The organism is Paenibacillus sp. Soil724D2 (genome assembly GCF_001427935.1).
Lineage (GTDB): Bacteria > Bacillota > Bacilli > Paenibacillales > NBRC-103111 > Paenibacillus_E.
Genome location: NZ_LMRY01000005.1, coordinates 1 through 25,948, shown reverse-complemented (window position 1 = coordinate 25,948; position 25,948 = coordinate 1). Strand labels below are relative to the sequence as shown.

Here is a 25,948-nt window from a genome sequence, read left to right as displayed (position 1 = left end):
CCTATCACTCAGGAAGCAATTATTTTGCAGCTATTTTGGCCTGTTCTTCTTTTAATCTTTCGGGGGTAACATTATCTCCGTTCGGGTCAATAATTGTAGAATTCAAGAGCAAGCTGTCTATTGAACCACGAAATATTTGAAGATATTCTTTACGCAGATTGGCTTGTTCTGTTTTTTCAATCTCAGTTAATCCGATTTCTTTCTCTTTTCTTGAAAGTGCATTAATTTTATTTAAAATGGTAAGCATAGTGAACCACTCCTTTTATGTTTGTGTAAAGTTGGTCAATTTTTATTCAGAAGTTTTTAAAATATCATGATCAACGTATCTTTCCCCATTTATTTGGCTAATGACATTTATCGCCACTCTAGCTCCGTCACCAGCGGTGATGATGGCATGGACGCTAACGCCAGCTGCTGTACCTGCCGCCCAAATACCATCCAAACTTGTTTGGCCATTTGTATCAACATCAATGACCGTCTTAATTCGCGGTTCGGTTGCTGGTTTGGTTTTCAAGCCCAAATGTTCCGCAAGCTCTGTTAAAGCTCCTGTTGCAATAATGATATATTTAGCTTCATATTGTCCGATATTGGTTTCAATGCGAAAACCTTCATCTAGTTTAACGATATTTTGAACCTTCTCTTCCTGTAATGCAGCGCCAAATTTAACTGCCTGTTTCATCCCAATATCAATAAGATCAGGGCCGGAAATTGCTTCAATACCATAATAATTCTCAAGCCACGCTCTTTTTGTCATGCTTTTATCATTATGGATGAGTAAAGTATTCTTTCCTGCTTTTGCTGCAAACAATGCTGCACTTGCTCCGGCTGGACCTGCACCAATCACTGCGATATCGTACATATCAACAACTCCTTCGAATGTGTAAATGCAATATATAATATCTTTAAATTAAGATTCTTAGTTATGAGATAATAATATGCTTCATGAAGTGAAAAGTCAAGATGTATTTATTTTTTCGATTTGCCATGTATGGACAAGTAGTAACATCTAGTAACATCTAGGAAACCGTTGTTCCAAGGTGGAATTTCATGGTCCCATTTCGATTAAAAGACTAGCATTTCAGGCACCAACCATCTCAAAAAGCCCAAAAATTCCCCCCATTTACCTCCTTTTAAAGTGCATGTAGACTGGTAGTTAATAGAGTTCTTAAACTCAGATTCTATAGATCAAACACCGGGAGTGAGGACATGGGAAAAGGTAGATTGAACAAAATTGCTACGAAAGCTTTAGCCGGTTTATTACTAGTTTCTTCATTATTTCCCTTTCAGGTATTTGCTGAGGTGCCTTCGAAGAATGTAGAGAATCTGTTAAAGAATCTCTCGGCTGATCAGAGAAAAGCTCTAACGGAAATGAAAGTAGGACGACCGGTGATTTCTCCGGAGATTAACCTCAAAAGTTCGGCATTAACCCATGTTATTATTGAATTTAAGCAAGCTCCTGCTAAGGTAGAAGTTATTAAACAGGCGGTAGGGGGAGTGAGCATCTCACCTGCTGTTGCGCAGAAAGATGCGGAAGATAATCACGATGTCTTTAAACAGTTTTTACAAAAGATGAAACCAAGTACTAAATCTAAACCTGGAATAACGCCATTCATGATTGGAGAAGAAGCGTTGAAAATTACAAGAGAGTATCACCATGCATTCAATGGTGTTGCGATGACTTTGCCAGGTACGGATGTTGAAACTCTATTGAAATCTGGCGTGGTTAACCGAATTTGGAAAGATAATATCGTAAGGCTTGATCCAAAAGAAATGGAAATTGCCTCGGTTCCTAATGGACCGCAACTCCAACAGATAACGGATGATAATCATATCCCGCTTGAAGGAATTGACGTTCTGCATAGCAAAGGAATTAAAGGAAAAGGGGTTAAGGTTGGCGTTCTCGATACGGGAATCGACTATAATCATCCCGATTTAAAGGCTGTTTATAAAGGGTATACGGCCCAACCGAACGTGGATCCAAAGTCTATCGATCCGATAACGGTAAAGGGTTGGGACTTCATCGATAACGATGCCGATCCTATGGAAACAACGTACAATGACTGGGTAGCTGTTGGAAAGCCGAGTGGAGCTACTTACTTTACTTCGCACGGCACTCATGTATCGGGAACGATCGCAGGTCAAGGCACCAACAACGTTGCTTCCCCCGTTCTAGGGGTAGCACCTGATGTTGATCTCTATATGTATAGAGTGTTAGGACCTTATGGAACCGGACCTGAAAGCGGAATTATCGCTGCAATCGATAAATCCGTGCAAGACGGAATGCAAGTCATTAATTTATCCTTGGGAGCTACGTATAATGACCCACTTGCCCCAGAAGCAATCGCTATTAACAACGCGACACTCTCAGGAGTGGTATGTCTTGTAGCTGCAGGGAATTCAGGGCCAAATGAAAGAACAGTTACCGTTCCGGGCACGACAGCATTTGGTATTACGGTAGGAGCAAGCGATTTCTCCATGGCCATTCCTACGGTTTCGGCGAGCGTCTACTCTAGTGTGGTTACGCAGCTTCCTGATATGAAGCTATTAGCCAAAAATTTCAACGATAACCTAGGAGATTTAACAGGAAAGACATTCCCAATCGTATATGCGGGACTGGGTATGAGTGCTGACTTTGAAGGTAAGGACTTTACAGGTAAAGTTGCCCTGATTGCGCGGGGAGAGAATGCCTTGGACGAGAAGGTCGTAAATGCTAGAGCAGCCGGAGCAAAGGCAGTTCTAATGTACAACAATGTGGTTGGAGAAATCCCGCACTATACGGGGCAAGGTCCCAAATTTATCCCGTCATTCCGGTTGACTAAAGCAGATGGGGAATTCTTATTATCGCTTGATCAGCCTACGATAACCTTTGGAGCCGTAAACTCGATTGTGACTGAAGGCAACCACTTGGCAGATTTCAGCGGAAGAGGACCGGTTAATACGAATTATGACATTAAGCCGGACGTTATCGGACCGGGTGTAGCCGTTTACTCCAGCTATCCGGAGTATATCAATAGTCCCGAAGATGGGATAGATTATTCATCCGCCTATGCCCGCATTTCTGGAACCTCCATGGCCACTCCGCATATGGCAGGTATAGCCGCACTTGTTTTGCAGCAAAATAATACTTATACGCCTTTTGATGTGAAAGCTGCATTGATGAATACAGCAGATGCCCTTAATGGAAATTACTCGGTTTATGAAGTGGGTGCAGGTGAAGTTGATGTTACCGAAGCGGTTTTTGCTACTACTTCAATTAAAGTGAAAGCTAAGACTATTAACGAAAAAGATGGCGTATTATCTGAAATTGAAGATCTAACAGGGTCTCTATTTTTTGGAAACCACGCTAAAAGTAAGAACACAGCAGTTGAGGAGAGCCGTAACTTAGTTATCCAAAATAGAAGCGTTAATGATAAACAATATCATATCACGGTTGAATATTTGCCGGCGAAGCCAGGTTTGCCAAATGCTGTGGTAAATGGTGTTACAGTGAATGTACCAAGCACCGTCAGTGTAGCCACTTATCAGATGACCGATCTGATAGCGGGCATTCAGGTTCCAACCAATGCGGCATTAGGCAGATATGAAGGTTATATTCACATTGAAAATGCGGATTCAACGCAAGCCGAAGCGAAATATCGGATTCCTTTTGCTGTTCGCGTGGTTGAACCAGGAATCGAATATATGCAATTGAGTAACCAGGCAATTATTACGAAACCGCCTGAAGTGAGCCACCCTTTTCTAGAAGACCCAGCTAAAATATTGTTTTTCAAATTGAATAGCCCTATACAAAAGATCGATGTGCTCATAACGGATAAGGATGGATATGTAATGGGGAGTGCTAATGGACATTCTGTTAATGCAGTAAATGCCCCGTTAGACCAAGAAATTTATATCTATCCCGTTGGCGGGTGGGTGTTTCCCTTTACTGGAGATCCTTCTCATCCGAGTGTTAGTCCAACTCCAGTAGATTTGCCGGAAGGCGCGTATATGGTTAGGATGATCGCAACGGATGCGAATGGTCTTACTTATACCAAAGAACAAGCATTTGTTGTGGATAATACGCTGCCTGAACTCAATTTCCTAGACAAAGCGCCAGGTGTCTACGAGGTTAGCGATGATATGTATACAGTTGAAAAAATAAACGGTAAAGATCAGAGTGCTCTGTGGGTACATGCCAACGTACATGACGCAGCCCTTGATTCTCTATCATCGTCGAACATCACGCAATCTGCTAATCATCTCTATTATTATGAAAATCAAAACGTCTATCCTGACGGTGAATTCCCTATTCAGCCCAGCGGAGACGTGAAGTTCGGCGTAACGCCGGATGATATTAAGGATCACCCTTTAACGTTAAACTTGTTCCCAGTTGACATGGCTACAAACGCACGCCTTGTTAGAGATTTTCACCACTATGGGTTTATCAAAGCAGGCTCAGCTTATGTCGTACCACAATATAATAAGAAAAAAGTATATTTGGGTGACGAGATTACTATGACCTTAAACTTAAACAACGTCGAGAAGCTTATCTCTGGCACTTATACGGTGGATTATTATAAGCATTTTGAGTTTGTAGATGTTAAGGTAAACCCTGCTTTTAAAGCGATGGCTGCCCAAAAAGGCCTTAAGGTGAAAGTGGATGACGCGGTCGTAAGTGATCACGATGTGTACACCGAATCCAAAAAGATGGTGAAAGTTGGGGCCTCAATAACAGGAAACAATTTTCACGGGTTTGATGGAGACAGTGCCTTCCTTGATGTTACTTTTAGATTGACTGATGATAAGTGGTATTTGGAAAAAGATACGATGAATATCGAACAAAATATCGAAGAGTTTTTCTACATGAAAGATGGGGAAACGCTACAAACGAAAGCGCCTGTTTTTAACCAAATCAATGGATTTGATATTATTCCGAAACATTCGACTATCGCATCAGTTACGTGGGCCGAAGCATTTATGGATGAAAATAGCTATTTGGATTGGAATAAGGATTTATCTAAGATCGGATCCAAAGCATATGCGAAGGCAGCGGATGGAAAAACGTATGCGGGAATCATCGATAACAGCGGCGTTTTCTACATTTACGATCTCCCTGTTTCAGAACAGGCTTACGATATCATTGTAGAGGTTCCGGGGCATCTGAAAAGTAAATTAACGGTACAATTGAGTAAAATGGAAGATGGAGAGCTTATAGGGACAGATCCATGGCTTTCGCCTAATCAGCCGCTCAGTTACGCCGGAGATGTGAATGGTGACAAGATGATCGACATTGAAGATCTCAAGAAAGCGGCCAACGCTTACGGAAAATCCTCTAAGATAGAGGATCTGAATCAAGATGGAATCGTGGATGAGAAGGATATTAGTTTCATCGAAAAGAACTTCCTACGAATAGATCCGGATGCCAAGGGTAAACCGAAAGAGAAAGACGGGAAAAAAGGATTGGCTTATTACTTGCATGAACTAGGTCTTGAGCCAATGAATTAACAGCACAAACAAAAAAAGGAGCTTTTCCACTGAATCTGTGGCAAAGTTCCTTTTTTGCATAAAGCTAATTCTCATGATTGATCAAAACAAGAGCTATTTCCATAGCTTTATCATGCTGATTTGTCTTCGAATAGTAATTGAATAACTCTTTCTCGGACCGTTGGATCAGATACGTATACCCGTATTCTCTAAATTTAGGTAATGCTTGATCACTTAAATAATGATGATACTCTGCATCTTGTTTTTTGATCATAAATAGAATGAGGTTAAAGAGGAGTATATATAAGGATTCCTTGATTCCTTTAGCGATAGCTAATCCATCTTGAGTCATTTTTATTAATTCATCTCGGGAAAATAATTCTCCATCCAGGCAGCTTCTAATATATCCCTCTAAAGAAAGTAGGTAAGGGGCTGACTTTATTTCTTTAAGACTCATGGATTGCTGATAATACCTGCTGGCAGACTCATAGTCTTTCCTTCTTAGGTATTCAAAGGCCAAATTATGCAGGACTCTTGCCTTTCGAGTAGGCATTACAGATATCACAGCTTAGAAGCAGTTTCTCAAAGCGTCTTATGGTTTCCTTAAAATCTCGGTTTTTATCATCTTTGACCTGGATCAGCATGAGCATTTCAGCATCAATAACTCTTAAAAAGCTATTAATACTTTTGAAAAAAACCAAGGATTTCTCTGCATAATAGTACGCCATTATCGGTGATTGGACGGTGTGATAGGCAACTGCTAAATGATAGTAATACTCGTGGTTATTGTAATCCTCATAGACGATGGCATTTAACGTATCTATGGCCTTAAAGTAATCCTGTTTAGTCATATAGTACATCCCTAATACATGCTTGAATAAATTGGTTTCATAAAGGGGGAGCTGATGTGCAACCTTATTGATTTGCTTAATAATCTTAAAAGCATTTACCGGTTGACTATGCATGAGGTAATATCTGGCTTTTAATAAGGAGTAGAGTGCTTTGTAATCAGAGAGTTGGACCAGGTGTTCATGTTCAAGTTCGTTGTTCAACTTATCCATATCCTCAAATAGCTGCTCAATAATTACATCATGCCAATGAAGGAGGCGGGTTCGGATATTTTTGAGGCGAATGGCCTCTTGTTCTATATTAATATCTAGGCGTTTAGATAGGAGAGTAATGATCTCAGGCGCATATTCGGTCGAGCCTCGTTCTATTTTACTAATATGTGTATCGGAACAAATACCTCGACCCAATTGCTCTTGTGTTAATTGGGCTTTTTCTCGATAAAATTTGATGATTTTACCTTCATACATACAAAATCCCCCTAAGTGCCTATGGAGTTTTCATTCATTCATTCATTCATTCATTATCAACCATTGTATAATAAAAACGAAGAAGAGGCATCTCTTTGGAAGGTTGGGAGGTAAGATGTACCAAGGGACATCCGAACATATGAAAAAGATCCTTCTCCCTTTATGTCATTTTATATCGAATTATCGTATATTTTGAATATTTTCATTGTATAAAAAATCCATTAAAAGTATAATTTCTTTAATGGATTTTTCCATTTGACTAGACATTCTTTTCAAACAAAGGGGAGGAAATGAAAATGAAAAATTGGAAGAATTGGGTACTTATGACACTGGTTTTGGCAGCTATGGTGTATTCATCCGTTGTATCAATACCTTGGGGGCCTTAATCCCAAAAAAGGAGCTAGGAGAAACCTAGTTCCTTTCACTTTTATATAAAGGAATGAACATGAATATATATGATTTACTTTATACTTGCAGGCCTTCTACTTTGTATAATCCTGAGACGCAATTTATTGACAATTGTTGATTCCTTTGCAGCTTTCAGAATGCCTTATTTACTGATCGGTACCTTTGCGTTTCAAATTTTTATTTATTGGTTGAGTCATAGAACGGGGCGCGATTATCCTATTCTACTTGAACTCTCATTTGCTATAATGATCGTAGGCTTATGGATGAACAGGCATTTACCAGGAGTTATTTTTATATGTTTTGGGGCTGTGCTTAATTTATTAACAATTAGTATACACGGTGGTTTAATGCCAGTATCTGAAAAAGCTCTGATGATGTCTGGGTATAAGGGTTCTGCTTTTGATACAGACGATCCCCGACATCAACTAATGAATACATCTAATTTTTGGTGGTTGGGAGATTGGATTCCATTCTTCAAACATGTGATAAGTATAGGAGATGTTTTTGTAGGTATCGGTTTTATTCGATTTCTATTAGGAACCACTTCAAAGAGGGAGTAGCATGAAGGATAAAAATCTATACACTCTGATATTATTCTTAACTGGAATTTACACTACATATGTTTGTATAGAATTTCTTCAATCTAATAGAGATTGGGAATCTATAATTCTTATTTGCGTCTTTACAATAATTGTTGATATATTTCCAATTAAAATGCCTAATGGACTACTTTTGTATAATGGTTCAACGTTAGGAATTCTTTATTTAATGTATTCTATGGGAATCTCAGCAAGTACGGTTCCTATCCTTGTAAGTGCGATAATGTTTTTTTTGTTAGCCACCAAACCATTTTATAAGATTAATTGGTATCGGTTATTTTCAACGTTAGGCATGTATTTTATTAGTATGGTGTGTGCAGCAGCGATTCTGCCGTTTACAAACCAACTGACGCTGATCGTTCAAGTTATTTGTATTACCTTTGTCTTTGATAACGTTAACTTAATAATACGTGCGGGAATCATGAAATTTGTTAACAAAGCTCCTTTTTTTAATAAGGTATCAATTATTAAGATTATTAGAGTGCAAGTTTCTTTATCAGTTGTTTCAATATTGTTATATCATCTTCTGAAACAAACAAATTTGAGTGATCTATTTACCGAGGTTATCATTGCAGCTTTTCTTTTGCTTTTGATTAACTTCCTAATCTCAGCCTATAACAAGCATATTGATAAAATTGAGGAAAGCAAACAACGATATAAGTCTTTATTTGACCGTAATCCAGATATTGTATTCACACTGGATCTATCAGGTAAAATTACGAGTATTAACCCGATGTTAGAAAAAATACTTGGCTATTCCCCAGAGTCTATAATGGACGTTAATTTATTCAAGTATGCGATTTCTACAGGGAAACAAGAAGTGATACGTCATATAGAACAGGCGCTGCTGGGAAATCCACAACAATTTACAATGGGCTTTTTAACGAAAGAGGGTACAAGCTGTGATTTGTTCATAACTTGTGGTCCGACGGTAGTGAATGATCAAATTGTTGGGGTCTATGGAATTGCTAAGGATATTACCGAGCAGAAGCAAGCCGAACAGATTATTCATAGAATGGCTTACTTTGATGAAATTACTGGGCTCCCGAACCGCAGCAACTTCCAGGAATGTATGGCGAAAACATTGGAAAAAGCTCATAACAACTCCATAGCCGGATTGATGTTTCTTGACCTAGATAAATTTAAACACGTAAATGATACGCTGGGGCATCATACAGGTGATCTTCTATTAGTTGATGTATCCAAACGCATTCTCCAATCTGTTCCGGAAGGATCTATCGTATCTAGGCTGGGGGGCGATGAATTTACGATTATTTTTCCGAATCTAAGTCATGCAGAAGAGGTCATACCAGTTGCCGATACGATCTTACAAGCATTAGCTGAACCTTTTTATTTGAATAAAAGAGAATTATATATAACGACCAGTATAGGGATTTGTATATATCCTGAACATGGGACCGATGTGGAAACGCTGATCAGAAATGCAGATGCCTCCATGTATCGGGCCAAAGAATCCGGTGGAAACACCTACAGCGTATATTCGAAAAGTATTCAAGAGCTTAATGAAGCCAAGCACAAGATACATTCTAATTTGCACAAAGCGATTGAGCGCGAAGAGTTTTATTTACATTTTCAACCGAAAATCGATTTGACTACTGATAAAATTAACGGTGTAGAGGCACTCATTCGATGGAAAAATCAAGAATTGGGACAAATGTCACCTGTTCAGTTCATTCCGATCGCTGAGGAGAGTGGATTGATCCTGCCCATCGGGGAATGGGTGTTAAGTACAGCGTGTAAGCAGAATAAAGCATGGCAGGATGCAGGTTTTCCTCCTATCGTTATGTCGGTTAATCTTTCCTCCATTCAATTGCAAAATGAGCATTTAGTCCGAACGATTGGGCAAATTTTGCGGGAAACGGAGCTAGATCCTCAGTGGCTTGAGATTGAGATTACGGAGAGCATGCTGCTGCAGAATACCCAACATACGATGAAGGTGCTTGAAGAAATTAAAGAGCTAGGTATATCTATTTCCATCGATGATTTTGGAGTGGGTTACTCTTCGCTTAGCTATTTGAAGCATTTTTCATTTGATTATTTGAAAATGGACAAGTCTTTTATTGATAACTTAAACATGTCTCCAAAAGATGAATTGATCATAAGCGGTATTATCAAATTGGCGCATAGCTTAAACATGAAAGTAATCGCCGAAGGCGTCGAATCGAGTGAACAGCTTTCTTACTTGCGTGAGCAAGGTTGTGATGGCGTTCAAGGGTATTTGATAAGCAGACCGATATCTGCCGATGAGTTTATTGAGCGGGTATGGTCTCTGAAAAGTGAATATTGATTTGATTTGATTAAACCCTGCAAAATCTTGAATTTTGTCCATAACGAACTAGGAATTCCTTTAATAAATATCTAGATTTTATATAAGATTTAAACCACCGTCTGTATCACAATTCAATGTGAATGGACGGTTTTTCTTGTTCTAATCTCTATTATTAATATGATAAACTAGCCTTACAAAGTTACCTTCCGGAGGAATTATGAACTATCTAGCAAGAAAGCTGGAGCTCGCGCTGAAAGAAATTACTCCAACAAGGCAAGATGGACAACAACCTGGAATATTCCTTGTACAACCCGCATATCCATAATCAAAAGCATAAATAGCAGGCAAAGGTGCCTTAGGTCCAAGAACGACGCGTCGTTCTCTGCACCTGGGCACCTTTTTGTTTTCATTCATTCAGGCGAAGAGGTGAAAGGAGTGAAACAACAATCAATTCGAGCCATTCCGCTCGCAGTTAGGATCATCCCTAATGTGGATGCCGGCTTGGCACTTCAATTGGAATTGAAGCCAGGCATTCGCAGCCTCGGTCTGTTAACGTCCAGCATCGATGATGTGGGTTACACCGCTATTGATGAAGCAACGAAGAATGCAGCAGTCGAAGTGGTATATGCTCGTTCATTTTATGCGGGATCAGGTCATGCTTCTGGACCGCTATCAGGAGAATTTATAGGGATCATAGGCGGTGCATCGCCCGCCGAAGTGAGGAGCGGGCTTGATGCGGCTATCCAGGTGATGGAGACTGGGGCTTGTTTTTACTCCCTCAACGACGAGGGAACGCATGCTTACTATGCTCATGTAGTCTCCAGAACCGGTTCTTATCTGTCTACATTGGCGGAAATTCAAGAAGGAGAGCCTCTTGCCTATTTGATTGCTCCGCCACTCGAAGCCGTTTTCGCACTCGATGCCGCACTGAAGGCGGCCGATGTACGCATGTGCAAGTTTTATGGTCCGCCGACGGAGACGAACTTTGCGGGAGGATTATTGACAGGCAGTCAATCTGCTTGTACGGCAGCAGCAGAAGCGTTCGCGGAGGCCGTTCGAAGCATTGCTCGAGAGCCTAAGAAAATAGGGTAACAAGAAGCGGGTGTTTATAAATGGATGGAAGATTGATGTCTTTGGGCATGATCGAAACTTACGGTCTGCCCGCATTAATTGCAGCCGCAGATGCTGCAGCCAAAACCGCAGATGTGAAGGTAACAACTTATGAAAAAGTGGATGCCGGCATCGTAACGATCTATATTTTGGGCGATGTTGCAGCGGTCAAAGCTGCCGTGGATGCAGGTGCGGCAAAAGCGAAGAGAGTAGGCAAGCTGTTATCCACACACGTTATACCGCGACCTGATCCTTCCGTACACGCGATGATTCAGGAGGCTTGGTCCAAAAACGAGCCGAAAGATTCGCCGAAGGTGGAGCTCATTAAGGCGCCAGCAATGCACGAAAAGAGCGAACCGAATTGGAGCAAAATGACCGTAGCACAACTCAGAGAGCTTGCGCATAATACGCCTCGATTCCCCATAACCGGTCGGGATATCCAATTGGTTAGCAAGGCCGAATTGGTCAGGCTTTTCACGGCGATGAACACTGAAGGGGGAGATCCAGTGTCATGAAGCTGGATAGTGATTTACAAGCGATCCAGGAGGTCCGCCATTTCCTTCAAGAGGCGAAGGCGGCACAAAAACAACTGGAGAAAATGACGCAATCGCAAATTGACTCCATCGTAGCCGCCATGGCTCAAGCGGCGGAGTCGGAAGCGGAGCTGCTGGGAGCAATGGCCGTAGAAGAGACAGGCTTCGGAAAAGTTGCCGATAAAAAAGCGAAAAATCTCTTCGTTGCGAGAGAAGTCTACTCGGCGATCAAGGATATGCAAACGGTCGGTATCATCCATAAAGATGATGTGAAGCAAGTCTGGGAAATCGCTCAACCGGTAGGTATCGTTGCTGCGATTATACCTTCAACGAACCCGACATCGACCGTTTTGTTCAAATGCATGATCGCACTTAAATCAAGAAACGCCATCGTGATCAGTCCGCATCCATCAGCTCTGCACTGCTCACAGAAGTCGGCAGCCGTCATGCGTGCTGCGGCTGAGAAGGCAGGAGCCCCTCCTGGGCTGATTCATTGTCTATCGTTTCCGTCCCTTGAGGCAAGCGGCGAACTGATGAAGCATAAACTGACCGATCTCATCTTGGCAACGGGCGGAACCGCAATGGTTAAGGCCGCTTACAGCTCCGGCAAGCCCGCCTACGGTGTCGGTCCCGGCAACGTTCCGGTTTATATACATCAGAGTGCGAATATCCCACGAGCTGTGAGTCTGATTTTGCAAAGTAAAACGTTTGACTACGGAACGATTTGCGCTTCGGAACAAGCGCTTGTCGTCGATCAAGCGGTTAAAGATGAGCTGGTCGCGGAGTTGAAGCGGCAAGGGGCTCACTTTTTGAACACGGAGGAAAAAGAAAAGGTCGGCTCGATCCTCACCATTGGAAAAGGGATGAACCCGAATGTGGTTGGCCGTTCTCCGCAAGTGATTGCGGGTAAGGCTGGCATAATCGTTCCGGAGAATGCAAGGGTACTGGTCGCTGAAGAGTCGGAGGTAGGACATGCGTATCCATTCTCCATGGAGAAACTCAGTCCTGTGCTTGCTTTATATACCGTGAGTGACTGGCAAGAAGGCTGCCAACGCTGCGTCGAACTATTGGAACTCGGAGGACTTGGGCATACCCTCGGCATTCACGGTGAGGACTTGTCGATCATTGAGGCGTTCGGGCTGGAGAAACCAGCATCGCGCATTGTGGTGAATACAGGCACGACGTTTGGGGGGATTGGTGCAACGACAGGGATTATGCCATCGATGACGCTGGGTTGTGGTTCCTATGGCAACAACATCACATCCGATAATATTGGTCCGCAGCATTTGCTGAATATTAAACGTGTTGCCTTTGGCATTAAAGAGATGAGGGCAGAGCCCGATACGAACCGTGTTCTAGCGCTAGTAGCGGAGAGTTTGGAAAGCTCTAATAAACTTGGTATTACGCGCGATGAAGTTGCGCAGATCATTAAAAGCGTACTTTCCGAAATGCAATTGCATACATAACAGAGGAGGAAATTCAAATGGCCGGAGAAATGGCAGCTTTAGGTTTAGTGGAAACGAAAGGCTTGGTAGGTTCAATTGAAGCGGCAGACGCCATGGTCAAGGCAGCGAATGTGAGATTGGTCGGTAAAGTTCATGTTGGCGGAGGACTGGTCACGGTCATGGTCAGAGGAGATGTTGGGGCTGTAAAGGCGGCCACGGATGCAGGGGCTGCAGCTGCGGAAAAAGTGGGAGAGCTTGTTTCTGTTCACGTCATTCCCCGTCCGCATTCCGACATTGAGTTCATTCTTCCTAAGCTCGAAGGTTAAATACGTCTATGACGCTTATTACGGAAACGCATCTGCGTACGCAACTGGTAAAGGGTCTGCCGAATCCGTTTCCGATAACGGACGGAGATAAGCTGACACCGGCAGCCGCCGACTTTTTGAAAGATAGGGGAATCGCTTTGCGGCGCACGGCCCCTTCGGAGTCAACAATCCTTCCCGGAAGCGAGGATATTGGGCTCAAGCTCATTCCAGTCGGCGTTTCGAACCGGCATGTTCACCTTTCTCCCGAGCATGTTGAAGCGTTGTTCGGCGCTAGTTACTCGTTAACTCCACTCCGTGAGCTGTCTCAAAAAGGTCAGTTCGCTGCGCGCGAAACCGTGACATTGGTTGGTAAGAAGGGAATCATCCAACATGTCCGCATCCTGGGCCCATCACGTGGAGCGACCCAGGTGGAGATCTCGCGTACAGACGGATTTGAGCTGGGCGTTCATCCTCCGGTCCGATTATCCGGTGATATCCAAGGTACACCAAGTATTACACTCGTCGGTGCGAGCGGAACGGTCGTTTTGCAGCAGGGACTGATCATTGCCAAAAATCATGTGCACATGTCTCCAGAAGATGCCCATATCTTTCAGGTCAACGAAGGAGATCGCCTCATTGTCCAAGCCATGGGGGAGCGGCCGATTATTTTTGCTGATACGATCGTGAGGGTTAGCGCGCATTTTTCGCTGGATTTTCATATCGACTTGGATGAAGCGAATGCTGCCCATTTGAATACAGGGGATAAGGTTCAGATGATCGGCAAAAACGGTGAAATCACGCGTGCCGAAAGGAGGCAGCTCTAGGTGGAGATCAAGCGAATGGTCGAATCTATTGTTCGTGAGCTCATTGACTCTTTGGAGAAGCAAGCGGTCAAGCGACCTAAAGTGCTTTACATTTTCTACGACAGTACGGCTCATGAGGCTTTTACCGATCATTTTATATGGTTAAATAATCACCAGGTTAATCATGATATTTTGTTCCTGGATGGCGAGGCTTCTTCTTGGCTGGGGAAGCACCAAATTGAATGCGGTGGTCGCGGAAAAACGATTGCATCTGACGAATTCGCCCCGTCTCCTCTAGAGGTGCCTCTCGAATATGAGGGCATTGTGATCCCAGAAATTGATCTAGATAATGCGGCAAGGGCCGCTCTTGGCATGAAAGGGACCATCATATCGGAGATCATCTTTTCTACGTTGGTTCAGAATAAATTTGTACTCATTGGTGATGATATCTCCGGGTTGAAGCGGGCTGACCGACGAACGCTCAAGACAATAACATTGCCTAAGCCTTATGTGAATCTTTTTGATTATTACAAAATGGAGTTGCAAATGTATGGTGTTGAATTTGGTCCATTGAAGCAGCTGGCTGAAATGGTTGTGAATAAAATCCATCCAAACTCAGAGACAGAAATCACTGAACCCAACATCTCCATAAAAAAAGACGAGCGAACCGAGGATAGCGGGCACATCGTTTATGAAGGAAGGCTCATCTCAGCGGATTGGGTGGCGCGGGAATCCAAGAGTAAACCTCTTCGCTCACTGCGAGTTGGCAAGAGAACGATCATATCTTCACTAGCCCAAGACATGCTGAAGGAGAAGGGCATCACGATCGAATATGCGGCTGAAGGGTGAGGTCCTATGTTTTTAGGGAAAGTAATCGGCAGTGTATGGGCTACGCAAAAAGAAGTGGGCATGGACAATTTGAAATTGTTAGTGATCCAGCCGATGGATTTCAAAGACAGCGAAGCGGGCACTCCGATCATTGCCGCAGACCGTATTGGAGCCGGTGTTGGCGAGAATGTGATCGTCTCCAGAGGGAGTCCGGCCCGAACCTTGTTCACGGATAAAATGGTTCCTATCGATGCAATGATTGTAGGCATTGTAGATAGCTATGAGGTCGCTCAAGAAACCGAGGAGGATGTATGGAAGAGCAGAAACAGAGAGTGATTCAGGAATATGTGCCCGGCAAACAACTGACACTGGCTCATGTGATTGCCAATCCTGACCCGGTTTTGTATACGAAGCTTGGCATTGAGGAGAGGAATGCGATCGGGATTTTAACGCTTACCCCCACGGAAACGGCGATCATTGCCGCTGACATTGCAACCAAAGCGGCCAATGTAGGCATTGGTTATCTGGATCGGTTCACTGGTTCGCTCGTACTCACGGGAGAAGTAGCTGCTGTGGAAATGGCGATTGAGGCTGTGAATGTTTTTTTGCAGGATAAGCTGAAATTTGCGACTGCACCGATAACGAGGTCTTGAATTTATGAAAAAAGTGATGCTGATCGGCGCTGTCGGTGCTGGGAAATCAACGTTAATTAAAGCCTTGTTCGGGGAATCGGAGCCGGCGACCAAAACCCAAAGTCTCATCTATCGGGACTGGATCATTGATACACCGGGTGAATACAGCGAAAATCCACTGTATTATCGCTCGCTAATAGCGACCTCTCATGAGACTGCGGCTGTTGTGCTTGTGCAGGATGCTGCCCGGTACAGAAACTATTTTCCTCCCGGATTTGAACAGGGGTTTCCTGTATTAACGATTGGGGTTGTAACGAAGATTGATCACCTGAAGGCAGACATTGATCGAGCCATAACCCTTCTAAGACAGTCATTGCCAGAAGGCGAAATCTTTTTGACATCGGCTGCATCCACAGTAGGAATTCAACGGCTGAAGGAAAGACTTATGGAGATTGTGCAGGAGTAAATTTACAACGTGATGAGGGATTCATGTGGTGCCGATTATGGAATTGTGCAGGAATTATACGATTTTAAGCGAGGAAGAAGCCCAGACGATCAAGGAGATGGCCGCTCAGCTTCAATTGATAGCCGATGTATCGGAATCGGATGTATTTATTGACTGCCCCCTCGCAGACAAGGGTTCAGCGCTTGTGGTTGCCGAGGCACACCCATCATCAGCCCCATCCCTCTATAAGACATCCGTCGTCGGACAATATGCTTTTGCGCAAAATGAGCCTGCCGTGATGTTTTGTTTGCTTTCCGGGCAATCAGTGATTGGATCGAGAGGCATTTCGCAGGAACAGATTGCCATTCAACAAAACGTCGTGCCGATTCGCTCAAAAAGCGGCAATGTCATTGGCGCATTGATCATGGAAAAGGACATTTCCGAAAAGCTCGAGCAGGAGAAAAATGTGACGAGATTAATGGAGACGACCGAACAGCTGAGCGAAACGCTTCTTACTGTGGCGATGTCTCAAGGCAGTATGCAGTCGCTTATGCACGAAGGCATCGTTTTATTTGATGACAAAGAGTGTGTGACCTATACCAATCCCCGAGCAGCTGAAATGTTGAAGGAAATCGGTCATGTCGGCGTGATTAACGGGTACCCGATTGCCCAGTTGTTTTATGGCAGATTGGAAGGGAGCCCTCTCATTGGCCACAAAGGACTCATCCATCAGGAGCTTCAAATCGGGCATGTTTCTTTTGATCTGAAAGCCATGTCTATCTACCGGGATCAGCGGGAGGTAGGCGGCATTATTCTCATTCGCGACATCTCGGATATTAAAGAAAAAGAAAAGCAGCTAGTGATCAAATCCGCAGTTATTAAAGAAATTCATCATCGAGTGAAAAATAATTTGCAGACCGTATCCAGTCTACTCCGCTTACAGATGCGAAGAACCAAGCTCGAAGAGGTGGAGAGAGTCTATCGCGATAGTATCAACCGCATTAACAGCATTGCCGTTATTCATGAAATGCTTGCCTTTGAAGGACTAGAAACAATCCTCTTCAACGATGTGGTGGACCGTATTACGAAGAACATTATTTCATCCTCTTCCAAACCGGATCAGAATATTAACCCTAAAATCGATGGGGATGAGCTTATTTTACAGTCTGACGTTGCCACGACGCTTGCACTTGTTGTCAATGAGCTTGTGCAGAATTGCGTGCTGCATGCTTTTGGGGAGAGACGTACAGGGGAAATCGAGGTTTCCCTGCAATGTAATGGCACTATCGTCTGTGTCCGTGTATCTGACAATGGCGTCGGATTCCAGGCGGCAAACCATTCAGACAGGAAGGGTCATCTTGGCTTGAAAATAACAGAGACACTTGTGGAGGAAAATCTCAGCGGTGTCATTCATATAACTTCGGATGAACGGGGTACGGACGTTCAAATCACTTTTCCGCTTTCCAAAGCGCAGTACAAGGAGGACGAATAGCCATGAAAAATGCCATCGTTGTTGTGGATGATGATCCAATCATTCGCATGGATATTCGCGAGATGCTGGAAGAGGGCGGATATTGGGTCGCGGGAGAAGCCAAAAATGGCGAGGAAGCGGTAGAGCTCGTTGCCAGATTAAAACCGGACCTAGCCATCATGGATATTAAAATGCCGGTCATGAACGGCATCAAGGCGTCTCAAATTATACGCAAGCTGCAGCAGGATACATCGGTTTTACTCCTTACGGCATACAGCCAGAAGGAATTGGTGAAGGATGCTCGCGAGGCTGGTGTCGCTGCTTTCTTAGTCAAACCGGTGTCGGAGGAAGACTTGCTGCCCGCTGTGGAGATTGCCTTAAGTCAAAAAGAAAAGATGGATTCACTGAAACAAGACATCAAGCAGCTAAAGCAATCCATCGAAGAGCGCAAAGTGATCGAAAAAGCGAAAGGCATCGTGATGCAGGAATACTTCTTAAATGAGGAAGAAGCTTACAAGAAAATGCGTGAAGCAAGCATGACTACTCGTATTCCTCTTGCGAAGCTGGCGGCGTGCATGCTCACGGAGGGTTTGGAATCATTAACTAGTGCGGCACAGGACGGGTGATTGGGGCATGCAAAACCAGTGGATCACAAGTGTCGGCCTAGATATCGGAACGAGCACGACCAAGATGGTGATTAGCCGTTTGAAATTAGTACGCTCGTCGGGTGCTCTCAGCTTGCCTCGATTTGAGATTGCGGAGCGGGAATTGCTATATGCAAGTCCAATTTACAGCACTCCTCTTAAGAACGGCGATGAAATCAATGCGGAGCTCATATGGGAAATCGTGAACAAAGAGTACGAGCAGGCAGGAATTCGTCCAGCGGATTTGAAATCCGGTGCCGTTATCATTACCGGAGAAACGGCGAATAAAACGAACGCGAGACAAATTCTGCATCTGCTCGCCGAGCGCTCGGGCGATTTCGTGGTGGCAACCGCAGGTGCTGATCTAGAAGGGCTGCTTGCCGGCAAAGGCGCCGGTGCGGAGCGCCGATCGATGCAGATTCGAGGCGCAGTCGCCAATATCGATATCGGCGGGGGTACAGCGAATGCGGCTATTTTTCAAAGAGGCAAGATGGTTGGAACGGTCACCTTTCACGTTGGTGGCAGGCTCATCCAACTAGACTCAAATGGAGTGGTTATAGACGTATCGCCGTCGATTCGACCATGGCTGAGGACGAGCGGATACAACATTAAGGCTGGCGACACGGTTAGCTTTACTCTCATAAAAGAAATCTGCATGGGAATGTGCCACTGCATGATGGATTATTTAGCTGGGCAGATCATTCCTGAGCATGATGAGTCACTTCGTTCCTTGCTGAACGGCGAGCCGCTTGTGTCAATGCCTCCCATTGGAGAATGGATGGTATCCGGAGGCATCGGCCTGTTGATGGAGGCGAAGAAACCGGAAAGCATGGCCGATGTGGCGGTCCATCATGATATCGGCCCTTTGCTAGCGCATACTTGGAAGGAATTATCGGCCCAATATCCGATCCGACTCATTCAAGCGGATCAAACGGTCAGAGCAACCGTCATCGGTGCCGGGATGCAGAGTACGGAAATCAGCGGCGCTACGGTGCATTTGGATGCATCGCTGCTGCCGATTCGCAATCTGCCTGTATTGGGGCTTGATGTATCCTCGCAGATGCTTGAACAAACTGGGCTGCTTGCAGATGTGCTAGATGCGATCATGAAAAGCGGCGCAAACCTTTTTGATCGGGATCAGTCACCTCCGTTCGGACTGGCCTTGTCAGGAATGAATGACCTTACGTATACATCGCTTCAGCACTTAGCGGATCGGCTGCATGCAAGTTTTGTTCAACATTTTCCTGCTAGTGAAGCTATGGTAGTCATCTGTGAAACGGATATCGCGAAGGCGCTCGGCCAATCCTTGGCTAAGCGCTGCGGGCAACGTCCGAAAGTTATTTGCATCGATCAAATTTGTGTGGTGCATGGGGATTATATCGATTTGGGCGAGCCGATTTCTGGGATCATGATTCCAGTGGTGGTTAAAACGTTGGCCTTTCGGGGCAGAGCGGAGGGGATAAGTCAGTGAACCTAAAGACTACGTTGCTTGGTACAACTTTTCAGTTTAAAGATTTAAAGGAAGTCATGGCGAAGGCTAACGAGGAGAAATCAGGCGATCAGTTGGCTGGCATCTCCGCACAGGATGCGAAGGAGAGGATTGCCGCCAAGCTGGTTCTGTCCGATTTGACGCTGGCAGATATCCGTAATCATCCGCTTCTGCCGCCAGAAATCGATGAAGTGTCGCGGGTAATCGAAGACGGGATGAACGAAAAGATCTACACCGAGGTTCGCAATTGGACAGTGGCTGAGCTGCGGGAGTATTTGCTGCGGCAAGAAACGGGAAATGATGAAATTCGCAGACTTTCCCGCGGCTTAACGAGTGAGATGGTGGCTGCTGCCGCCAAATTAATGAGCAACCTTGATCTGGTGCAAGCCGCATCCAAAATGGAAGTCACTACACATTGCAACATTACGATTGGCCAAAAGGGAGTGCTGTCCGGCCGGGCCCAACCCAATCATCCTACGGACAATATTCAGGGGATTAAGGCCGCTTTATTTGAAGCTTTAAGCTATGGGATCGGGGATGCGGTTATCGGTATCAATCCGGTTATTGATTCAGCGGATAGCGTCAAGAATATTTTGCTGGTCACCAAAGAAGTGATGGAGAAGTGGCAGATTCCGACGCAGAATTGTGTCCTAGCACATATCAAAACCCAGATGCGCGCTATTCGCCAAGGCGCTCCTGCGGACATGGTGTTTCAAAGCTTGGCCGGCACGGAGGACGGGAATAAAGCGTTCGGCATCGATGTTGCGCTGCTTGATGAAGCCGATGAGCTCATTGCCAGGGAAGGCACAGGGACAGGGCCGAATCTGTGGTATTTTGAAACGGGCCAAGGCTCCGAGTTGTCTGCCGAAGCGCATCACGGTATCGACCAGGTCACGCTCGAGTCTCGCTGTTATGGCCTTGCCCGAAAATATAAGCCGTTTATCGTCAACACGGTGGTGGGCTTCATCGGACCTGAGTATTTATATGATAGCAAGCAGGTCATTCGGGCCGGTTTGGAAGACCATTTCATGGGGAAGCTTCAGCAGCTGCCGATGGGTGTGGATGTTTGCTACACCAACCATATGAAGGCAGATCAGAACGATATGGATAATTTGGCGGTGCTGCTTTCCGCTGCAGGCGTCAATTATCTGATCGGTGTAGCCATGGCAGATGACTGCATGCTCAATTACCAATCTACCAGCTACCACGATATCGCCACTTTGAGGGAATTGATGAGATTGCGCCCGGCCCCTGCTTTTGAACAATGGCTGGTGAAAATGGGGATCATGGAGAACGGCCGATTAACACCGTTGGCGGGAGATCCGACCCTTTTTATGTAACTTAGATGCTGCTTACGAAGCCAGTTTTGCTAAAGCAAAACGCTAAGGAGGAAACGACATGAACAAAGCTGTCCCCATGGATCAGCTTGTCGATATGGTGATGGCAGAGCTTGAGAAGAAGCTGTCTACATCAACAGCTGCTGATAATCCGGTGCTTACTCGCTCTAAGGACCCTGATCTGGTTAACGAGGAAACGCAGCGATCTACCCGAGTAGAAGTGATGTCGGAAATGATCCCGTCCCCCGAATTAGACACATTCACCTCTAAAGTACCAGCCCCCAAATGGGAGGAAGGGATGAATGAGCTGCTTGCCAGCACACCGGCGCGAATAGGCGTATGGCGTACGGGAACGAGGGCGCTCACCAAAGAGGTGCTTAAATTTCGCCGTGACCATGCCGCTGCTGTTGATTCCATCTATGGGGAAGCAAGTCAGAAGCTTTTGGACGAATTCGGTTTGTTTACGGTAGAAACTCGGTACGAGAATACGGAAAACTATTTAAAACGTCCCGATATGGGACGAATTATCACCGAACAAGGAATCGCGGTCATTCAGAAAAGGTGCAAGATGAAGCCGCAGGTACAGATTGTCGTTTCGGATGGACTTAGCGCCAATGCGGTAGATGCCAATTTGGGCGATGTGTATCCTTCGCTGCTTGATTCGCTTAGTGCTTATGGGTTATCCACAGGTACTCCATTTTTCGTCCGTGGCGGCAGGGTCGCTGTCATGGATCACATCGGCGAAATTGTGCAGCCGGAAGTGCTTGTGCTTTTGATCGGGGAAAGGCCTGGACTTGTTTCGTCGAAATCGCTAAGTGCTTACATCTGCTACAAACCGCGTAAAGGCACGGTAGAGAGCGACCGCACGGTGATTTCCAATATTCATCGCGGAGGTACCCCTCCACTTGAAGGCGGTGCGCATATCGGCACCATCGTGAATAAAATGCTTGAGCAAAAGACAAGCGGCGTCAACTTGGAAATCTAACCGCTTTTCCTTGAGAATGCGCTTCGTTCAGAAGCTTTTCTATATGATGGTCCGGAGAAGGAGGTGGAGGCCGAATGGAACTGACGATTGGAATCGTAATTATTGCGGTAACATGTTTGTTTGCTTTATGGATTGTCAGAATCGCCAACAAAAGCATTCGCGAATTCGATGAAAGCAAGCATGAAAGTTTCCTAGGGAAATGAGACTTGTGACTTGTTGTACAAATCGTATCTATCTGATGAGGAGGATAAAAGATGAGTAACCCATCCAATCATCATGAAAAAGACAAAAGTGATTTAAACAAGTTCGGTTATGCCCAGGAACTGCTGCGCAGCATGGGCGGATTTTCCAATTTCGCGATTTCATTCTCTATCATTTCCATTCTTACTGGCGCTGTATCGTTATACGGCCACGGATTAACCTATGGCGGAGCGGGGATGATGGGCTTTGGCTGGCCGATTGTCGCCCTTTTTGTCATGTTCGTAGCAGCAGTCATGGCTGAGCTTGCTTCGGCCATTCCGACGGCTGGCGCTTTGTACCACTGGGCGGCTATTTTGAAAAACAAACGCTGGGGCTGGTACACCGCCTGGATCAATCTAATCGGTCAAATCGGGATTGTGGCCGGTATCGATTATTCGGTAGCCCTATTCGCCGATCCGCTCATCGCGAGTGTGTTCGGTTATGAATCTAACAATACAACCGTGTTGATTTGTTTCACGATCATCTTACTTACGCATGGCATTCTGAATCATATCGGGATTCGTATCGTTTCAAAGCTTAACGACTTCTCGGCATGGTACCATATCGCTGTGGTGGCGGTGCTGGTTTTGTCTCTTGCCTTTTTCACCAAAGGCAACTTGAATCCTGTCGATTATTTGTTCAAAGTGGGCGAAACATTTTCGGATAAACCATATATGTTTGCTTTTCTAATCGGACTTTTGCAAGCGCAGTGGACATTTACGGGCTACGACGCCTCCGCTCATACCATCGAAGAGACCATCAACCCTCGTGTGCGCGCGCCTTGGGGTATTTTCACATCTGTTGCCTACTCGTTTGTTATTGGATTCGTTATGCTTGCTTTTGTTACCTTGTCCATTAAGGATGCCGGTGCTGCTGCCGGTTCAAGCAATGCGTTCATCTATGTCATCAGCCAAGCGCTTGGCGGTACATTCGGCTCCGTCATTCTATGGTTGGTCACTGCCGCGATGTGGTTCTGCGGTCTAGCTTCCATCACTTCCTTCTCACGTATGATGTATGCCTTCTCTCGTGATAAAGGGATGCCGCTCAGCAACCAATGGGCGCAAATTTCGAAGAAATACCGTACACCTGCTAAAGCCATTTGGCTGGCCATTATTCTTTCGTTCCTGCTCGCTTTCATCGACTATATCATCAAAATGGTGAATCCGGATGCAACTTACACGACGATAGCGTTCCTAACGGCAGTCAGTGTTGTGGGCTTATATGTGGCTTACGGCATTCCGATCTATCTCAAGCTGAGAGCCAAAGCAGAAGGCAGATTTCAAGATAAGCATCTCGGACCATGGAATCTTGGAAAATACAGCACGTTCATTTCTGTCGTCGCGCTTCTGTGGATCATCTTCATCTGTATCGTCATGGTGATTCCTCCGAATCAAATGGCCGGCTATGCCGTAGCTGGTATGCTGATTCTACTTGTCATTATGGATTTAGCTTATTATAAAAATCACTTCCCTGGGCCGCAGGCCGCACTCAACACTTCCATGGAAGAAATCGTACGCCGAGAAAAAGAGCTTGAGAAAACCTCCTCTGTTTAACATTTGCTAGATTTGGGCATCCTTTTACTAGAGTTAAAGATTCTAGTAAAGAGGTGCCTTTTTATATGCAGAAATCTTGGTTATTATCGATCATTTGTATGACCATTATAAGTTTTATCTTTGGGTGGGTTCGCCATGCCGATGCGCAAGGTGAGCAAGAAGCACTTCAGTTATTGAACACAGTTAAACCGTACATGACGAGTGATAATAAAATAACCTTCAAATATACAGGCTATTACGGAACGTGCGATGGTATTGATCAGAATATGCTGCAAATTGGGAAGAAACTATCTCAAGCTTTTGAAATTCCTCAAGCTGAAGTGTTGAGTGAATCCAATTCACATCCGACTTATACAGCGAAATCTGAGGTTGTACCCGGAGCGGTCGTCACTGTGACAGTAGCAAGTCCACAAGGACAAACTGCCTGCTATGTCGTCTTGCGATTAGACGCTTCTCATGAAGCTGAACAGTCGGAGTTGGTTAAGTGGCAGGATCAAGCGGGCGAACAATTGAAGAAATTTGGTATAAATGGCCAATGGAATGTTATGGTGCAAGGTTATGTAAATGAGCAAGAACAGTCTGGTCAAAAGAGTTCTGCAGAGCTGGTAGATTCTATAGCTCTAGCTTTTAAAGGTAAAATCGTAGAAAGCTATAATGATCAGAATACGGTAAGTGCGTCTCTATCTTCGAAAGAGTTCCATTCTTCTATTAAGAGTGGTGACCAAACGGTAAATCTTCAGATTGCTTTGCATCAAGAGTCTACGACTGGCAAGCTGCGACTAACCGTAGGTACTCCTATCATAACAATGGAATACTAAAAATAGAGTCTTAAGGTGCAGTTAATGCTGCGCCTTTTTGTTTGCTTCTATTTTTGGGTGGGATCAAAATTAATAGTTTGTCTCAGGTTTAATAGATTAATAGATTGGGTAGACTGAGTAACATACAAATGAATAACAAGTACATAAGAAAGTAAAATAGGAGGTGAACCTAATATGCTGAAGAAAGCCAATCAAAAGAAGCCGATCCTACCATCCAATAATCCCGTTATTATAAATAACCGCTATTGTTTCCTGATGTGGGCCAAAACGGGTAATAAACGATATCTGAATATACTCCAAGGAGTGGGAATATGACAACGATAACAAAGCCGGTCATCCCTAGTCTAATTGCAGAATCGATTGAAAGCCTCCGTAGTGAGGGATGGGGAGATGACGATTTCTTTAACTTTTCGCAATATGATGAAGAGTCTCCGGAAGCTCGTGTTTTATTTCACTTCTTTCGAAACAACCGGGCAACGTTTGCGGCTGCGATTGTCAACAGTTATGTGGTTCATGAACGTACAATGGAAACTAAAGCTGCTGAGTGAACAAAATTATAATGCCTTTGTTTTCGGTTTACTAAACATTAATGAACACGTGCTTAAGCAGCATGTGTTTTTTTGTTATAAAGATTTATTAGTAAGGAGATGTTATAAGAGTAGGGAAGAATCAACCCTAGAAACTTTTTTGTAATTGGAAAAATAAAACATTGCTATGTGTTTGGAWTCCATGTTATATTATCACTCCGGCCGCAAGACAGGCTGGTGAAAGTAACTAGAAAAAAACTAGTTGCAAARTAAAAATCAGTATGGTATATTACTTCTCGCTGCTTCGGTAACACGGCAGTGAGCGAAAGAAATTGATCTTTGAAAACTGAACAACGAGTGAGTAAGCACGAACGAGAAATCGNGGTCGTGCCAGGAGTAGAAATCTCCAGGGTTGAAAATCAGTATGGTATATTACTTCTCGCTGCTTCGGTAACACGGCAGTGAGCGAAAGAAATTGATCTTTGAAAACTGAACAACGAGTGAGTAAGCACGAACGAGAAATCGTTCAAAAAAGAGATTGCAAAATCTCGCTAGCAAGTCAATGAGCAATTAAGCTTTCAGATATACGGAYGAGCAATCATCCACTATTATGGAGAGTTTGATCCTGGCTCAGGACGAACGCTGGCGGCGTGCCTAATACATGCAAGTCGAGCGGATTTATCCTTCGGGATAAGTTAGCGGCGGAC

25 protein-coding genes and 1 rRNA gene are annotated in these 25,948 nt (G+C 44.5%); 22 read left to right on the top strand and 4 right to left on the bottom strand.

All coding sequences use genetic code 11. The features are described 5' to 3' along the window. Positions 1-19: 19 nt before the first annotated feature. Complete coding sequence (locus ASG85_RS06865; protein WP_060645732.1) at positions 20-247, bottom strand: DUF896 domain-containing protein; 228 nt, start codon at positions 245-247, stop codon at positions 20-22. A gap of 42 nt (positions 248-289) precedes the next feature. Continuing rightward, positions 290-859 carry an FAD-dependent oxidoreductase gene (locus ASG85_RS06860; RefSeq protein WP_057301882.1) on the bottom strand — a complete coding sequence of 190 codons (570 nt, stop codon included), beginning with the start codon at positions 857-859 and terminating at the stop codon, positions 290-292. Positions 860-1,206: 347 nt separating this feature from the next. Between ASG85_RS06860 and ASG85_RS06855 the strand changes: the two genes are divergently transcribed. Beyond that, the gene (locus ASG85_RS06855) at positions 1,207-5,484 is read left to right on the top strand and encodes a S8 family serine peptidase (RefSeq protein WP_060645731.1); all 4,278 of its coding nucleotides are present in this window, start codon (positions 1,207-1,209) and stop codon (positions 5,482-5,484) included. Between the two features lie 64 nt (positions 5,485-5,548). Here ASG85_RS06855 and ASG85_RS36815 read toward each other — a convergent pair whose 3' ends face one another. Then, complete coding sequence (locus ASG85_RS36815; RefSeq protein WP_156396458.1) at positions 5,549-5,920, bottom strand: hypothetical protein; 372 nt, start codon at positions 5,918-5,920, stop codon at positions 5,549-5,551. A gap of 64 nt (positions 5,921-5,984) precedes the next feature. Beyond that, the gene (locus ASG85_RS36810; protein WP_060645729.1) at positions 5,985-6,779 is read right to left on the bottom strand and encodes a helix-turn-helix domain-containing protein; all 795 of its coding nucleotides are present in this window, start codon (positions 6,777-6,779) and stop codon (positions 5,985-5,987) included. Between the two features lie 512 nt (positions 6,780-7,291). Here ASG85_RS36810 and ASG85_RS06840 point away from each other — a divergent pair. The 21 genes from ASG85_RS06840 to ASG85_RS06745 form a co-directional block, all read left to right on the top strand. Next, the gene (locus ASG85_RS06840; RefSeq protein ID WP_156396457.1) at positions 7,292-7,747 is read left to right on the top strand and encodes a DUF5317 domain-containing protein; all 456 of its coding nucleotides are present in this window, start codon (positions 7,292-7,294) and stop codon (positions 7,745-7,747) included. A 208-nt stretch (positions 7,748-7,955) separates the two neighbouring features. Further along, on the top strand, positions 7,956-10,094 hold the full coding sequence (locus ASG85_RS06835) for an EAL domain-containing protein (RefSeq protein ID WP_162257241.1): 2,139 nt from the start codon (positions 7,956-7,958) through the stop codon (positions 10,092-10,094). A 417-nt stretch (positions 10,095-10,511) separates the two neighbouring features. Further along, entirely contained in the window at positions 10,512-11,168 is a 657-nt protein-coding gene (gene eutL / locus ASG85_RS06830; protein ID WP_060645726.1) for an ethanolamine utilization microcompartment protein EutL, read from the top strand. Positions 11,169-11,188: 20 nt separating this feature from the next. Continuing rightward, positions 11,189-11,701: a BMC domain-containing protein gene (locus ASG85_RS39720; RefSeq protein ID WP_060645725.1), complete on the top strand. Its 513-nt coding sequence runs from the start codon at positions 11,189-11,191 to the stop codon at positions 11,699-11,701. Then, positions 11,698-13,185: an acetaldehyde dehydrogenase (acetylating) gene (locus tag ASG85_RS06820; RefSeq protein WP_060645724.1), complete on the top strand. Its 1,488-nt coding sequence runs from the start codon at positions 11,698-11,700 to the stop codon at positions 13,183-13,185. Before ASG85_RS39720 ends, ASG85_RS06820 begins: the two co-directional genes overlap by 4 nt. Positions 13,186-13,202: 17 nt before the next feature. Beyond that, positions 13,203-13,490 (top strand): BMC domain-containing protein, encoded by a 288-nt coding sequence (locus ASG85_RS06815; RefSeq protein ID WP_047676490.1) that lies wholly within the window; start codon positions 13,203-13,205, stop codon positions 13,488-13,490. A gap of 8 nt (positions 13,491-13,498) precedes the next feature. Beyond that, positions 13,499-14,293 carry a phosphate propanoyltransferase gene (pduL, locus tag ASG85_RS06810; protein ID WP_060645723.1) on the top strand — a complete coding sequence of 265 codons (795 nt, stop codon included), beginning with the start codon at positions 13,499-13,501 and terminating at the stop codon, positions 14,291-14,293. Next, positions 14,294-15,121, top strand: coding sequence for a hypothetical protein (locus ASG85_RS06805; RefSeq protein ID WP_060645722.1), 828 nt, complete (start codon positions 14,294-14,296; stop codon positions 15,119-15,121). A gap of 6 nt (positions 15,122-15,127) precedes the next feature. After that, positions 15,128-15,436, top strand: a complete 309-nt coding sequence (locus ASG85_RS06800) for a EutN/CcmL family microcompartment protein (protein WP_060645721.1) — start codon at positions 15,128-15,130, stop codon at positions 15,434-15,436. Further along, on the top strand, positions 15,412-15,753 hold the full coding sequence (locus ASG85_RS06795; RefSeq protein ID WP_060645720.1) for a BMC domain-containing protein: 342 nt from the start codon (positions 15,412-15,414) through the stop codon (positions 15,751-15,753). Before ASG85_RS06800 ends, ASG85_RS06795 begins: the two co-directional genes overlap by 25 nt. Before the next feature lie 4 nt (positions 15,754-15,757). Continuing rightward, positions 15,758-16,198 carry a EutP/PduV family microcompartment system protein gene (locus tag ASG85_RS06790; RefSeq protein WP_060645719.1) on the top strand — a complete coding sequence of 147 codons (441 nt, stop codon included), beginning with the start codon at positions 15,758-15,760 and terminating at the stop codon, positions 16,196-16,198. 25 nt (positions 16,199-16,223) lie between these two features. After that, on the top strand, positions 16,224-17,669 hold the full coding sequence (locus ASG85_RS06785; protein WP_156396455.1) for a sensor histidine kinase: 1,446 nt from the start codon (positions 16,224-16,226) through the stop codon (positions 17,667-17,669). Between the two features lie 2 nt (positions 17,670-17,671). Beyond that, entirely contained in the window at positions 17,672-18,274 is a 603-nt protein-coding gene (locus ASG85_RS06780) for an ANTAR domain-containing response regulator (RefSeq protein ID WP_060645718.1), read from the top strand. Positions 18,275-18,281: 7 nt separating this feature from the next. Continuing rightward, positions 18,282-19,763 carry an ethanolamine ammonia-lyase reactivating factor EutA gene (locus ASG85_RS06775; RefSeq protein WP_060645717.1) on the top strand — a complete coding sequence of 494 codons (1,482 nt, stop codon included), beginning with the start codon at positions 18,282-18,284 and terminating at the stop codon, positions 19,761-19,763. Beyond that, entirely contained in the window at positions 19,760-21,121 is a 1,362-nt protein-coding gene (locus tag ASG85_RS06770) for an ethanolamine ammonia-lyase subunit EutB (protein WP_060645716.1), read from the top strand. Before ASG85_RS06775 ends, ASG85_RS06770 begins: the two co-directional genes overlap by 4 nt. 58 nt (positions 21,122-21,179) lie before the next feature. Next, positions 21,180-22,103 carry an ethanolamine ammonia-lyase subunit EutC gene (gene eutC, locus ASG85_RS06765; RefSeq protein ID WP_060645715.1) on the top strand — a complete coding sequence of 308 codons (924 nt, stop codon included), beginning with the start codon at positions 21,180-21,182 and terminating at the stop codon, positions 22,101-22,103. 74 nt (positions 22,104-22,177) lie between these two features. Continuing rightward, positions 22,178-22,306 carry a hypothetical protein gene (locus ASG85_RS39545; protein ID WP_261304047.1) on the top strand — a complete coding sequence of 43 codons (129 nt, stop codon included), beginning with the start codon at positions 22,178-22,180 and terminating at the stop codon, positions 22,304-22,306. A 51-nt stretch (positions 22,307-22,357) separates the two neighbouring features. Next, positions 22,358-23,896: an amino acid permease gene (locus ASG85_RS06760; protein ID WP_057301865.1), complete on the top strand. Its 1,539-nt coding sequence runs from the start codon at positions 22,358-22,360 to the stop codon at positions 23,894-23,896. A 65-nt stretch (positions 23,897-23,961) separates the two neighbouring features. Next, a complete protein-coding gene (locus ASG85_RS06755; protein WP_060645714.1) occupies positions 23,962-24,714 on the top strand; it encodes a YwmB family TATA-box binding protein in 753 nt (250 codons plus the stop codon). Positions 24,715-25,025: 311 nt separating this feature from the next. Beyond that, positions 25,026-25,262: a hypothetical protein gene (locus ASG85_RS06750; protein WP_060645713.1), complete on the top strand. Its 237-nt coding sequence runs from the start codon at positions 25,026-25,028 to the stop codon at positions 25,260-25,262. 586 nt (positions 25,263-25,848) lie between these two features. Continuing rightward, positions 25,849-25,948: ribosomal RNA gene (locus ASG85_RS06745) — 16S ribosomal RNA — on the top strand; the annotation flags it as partial.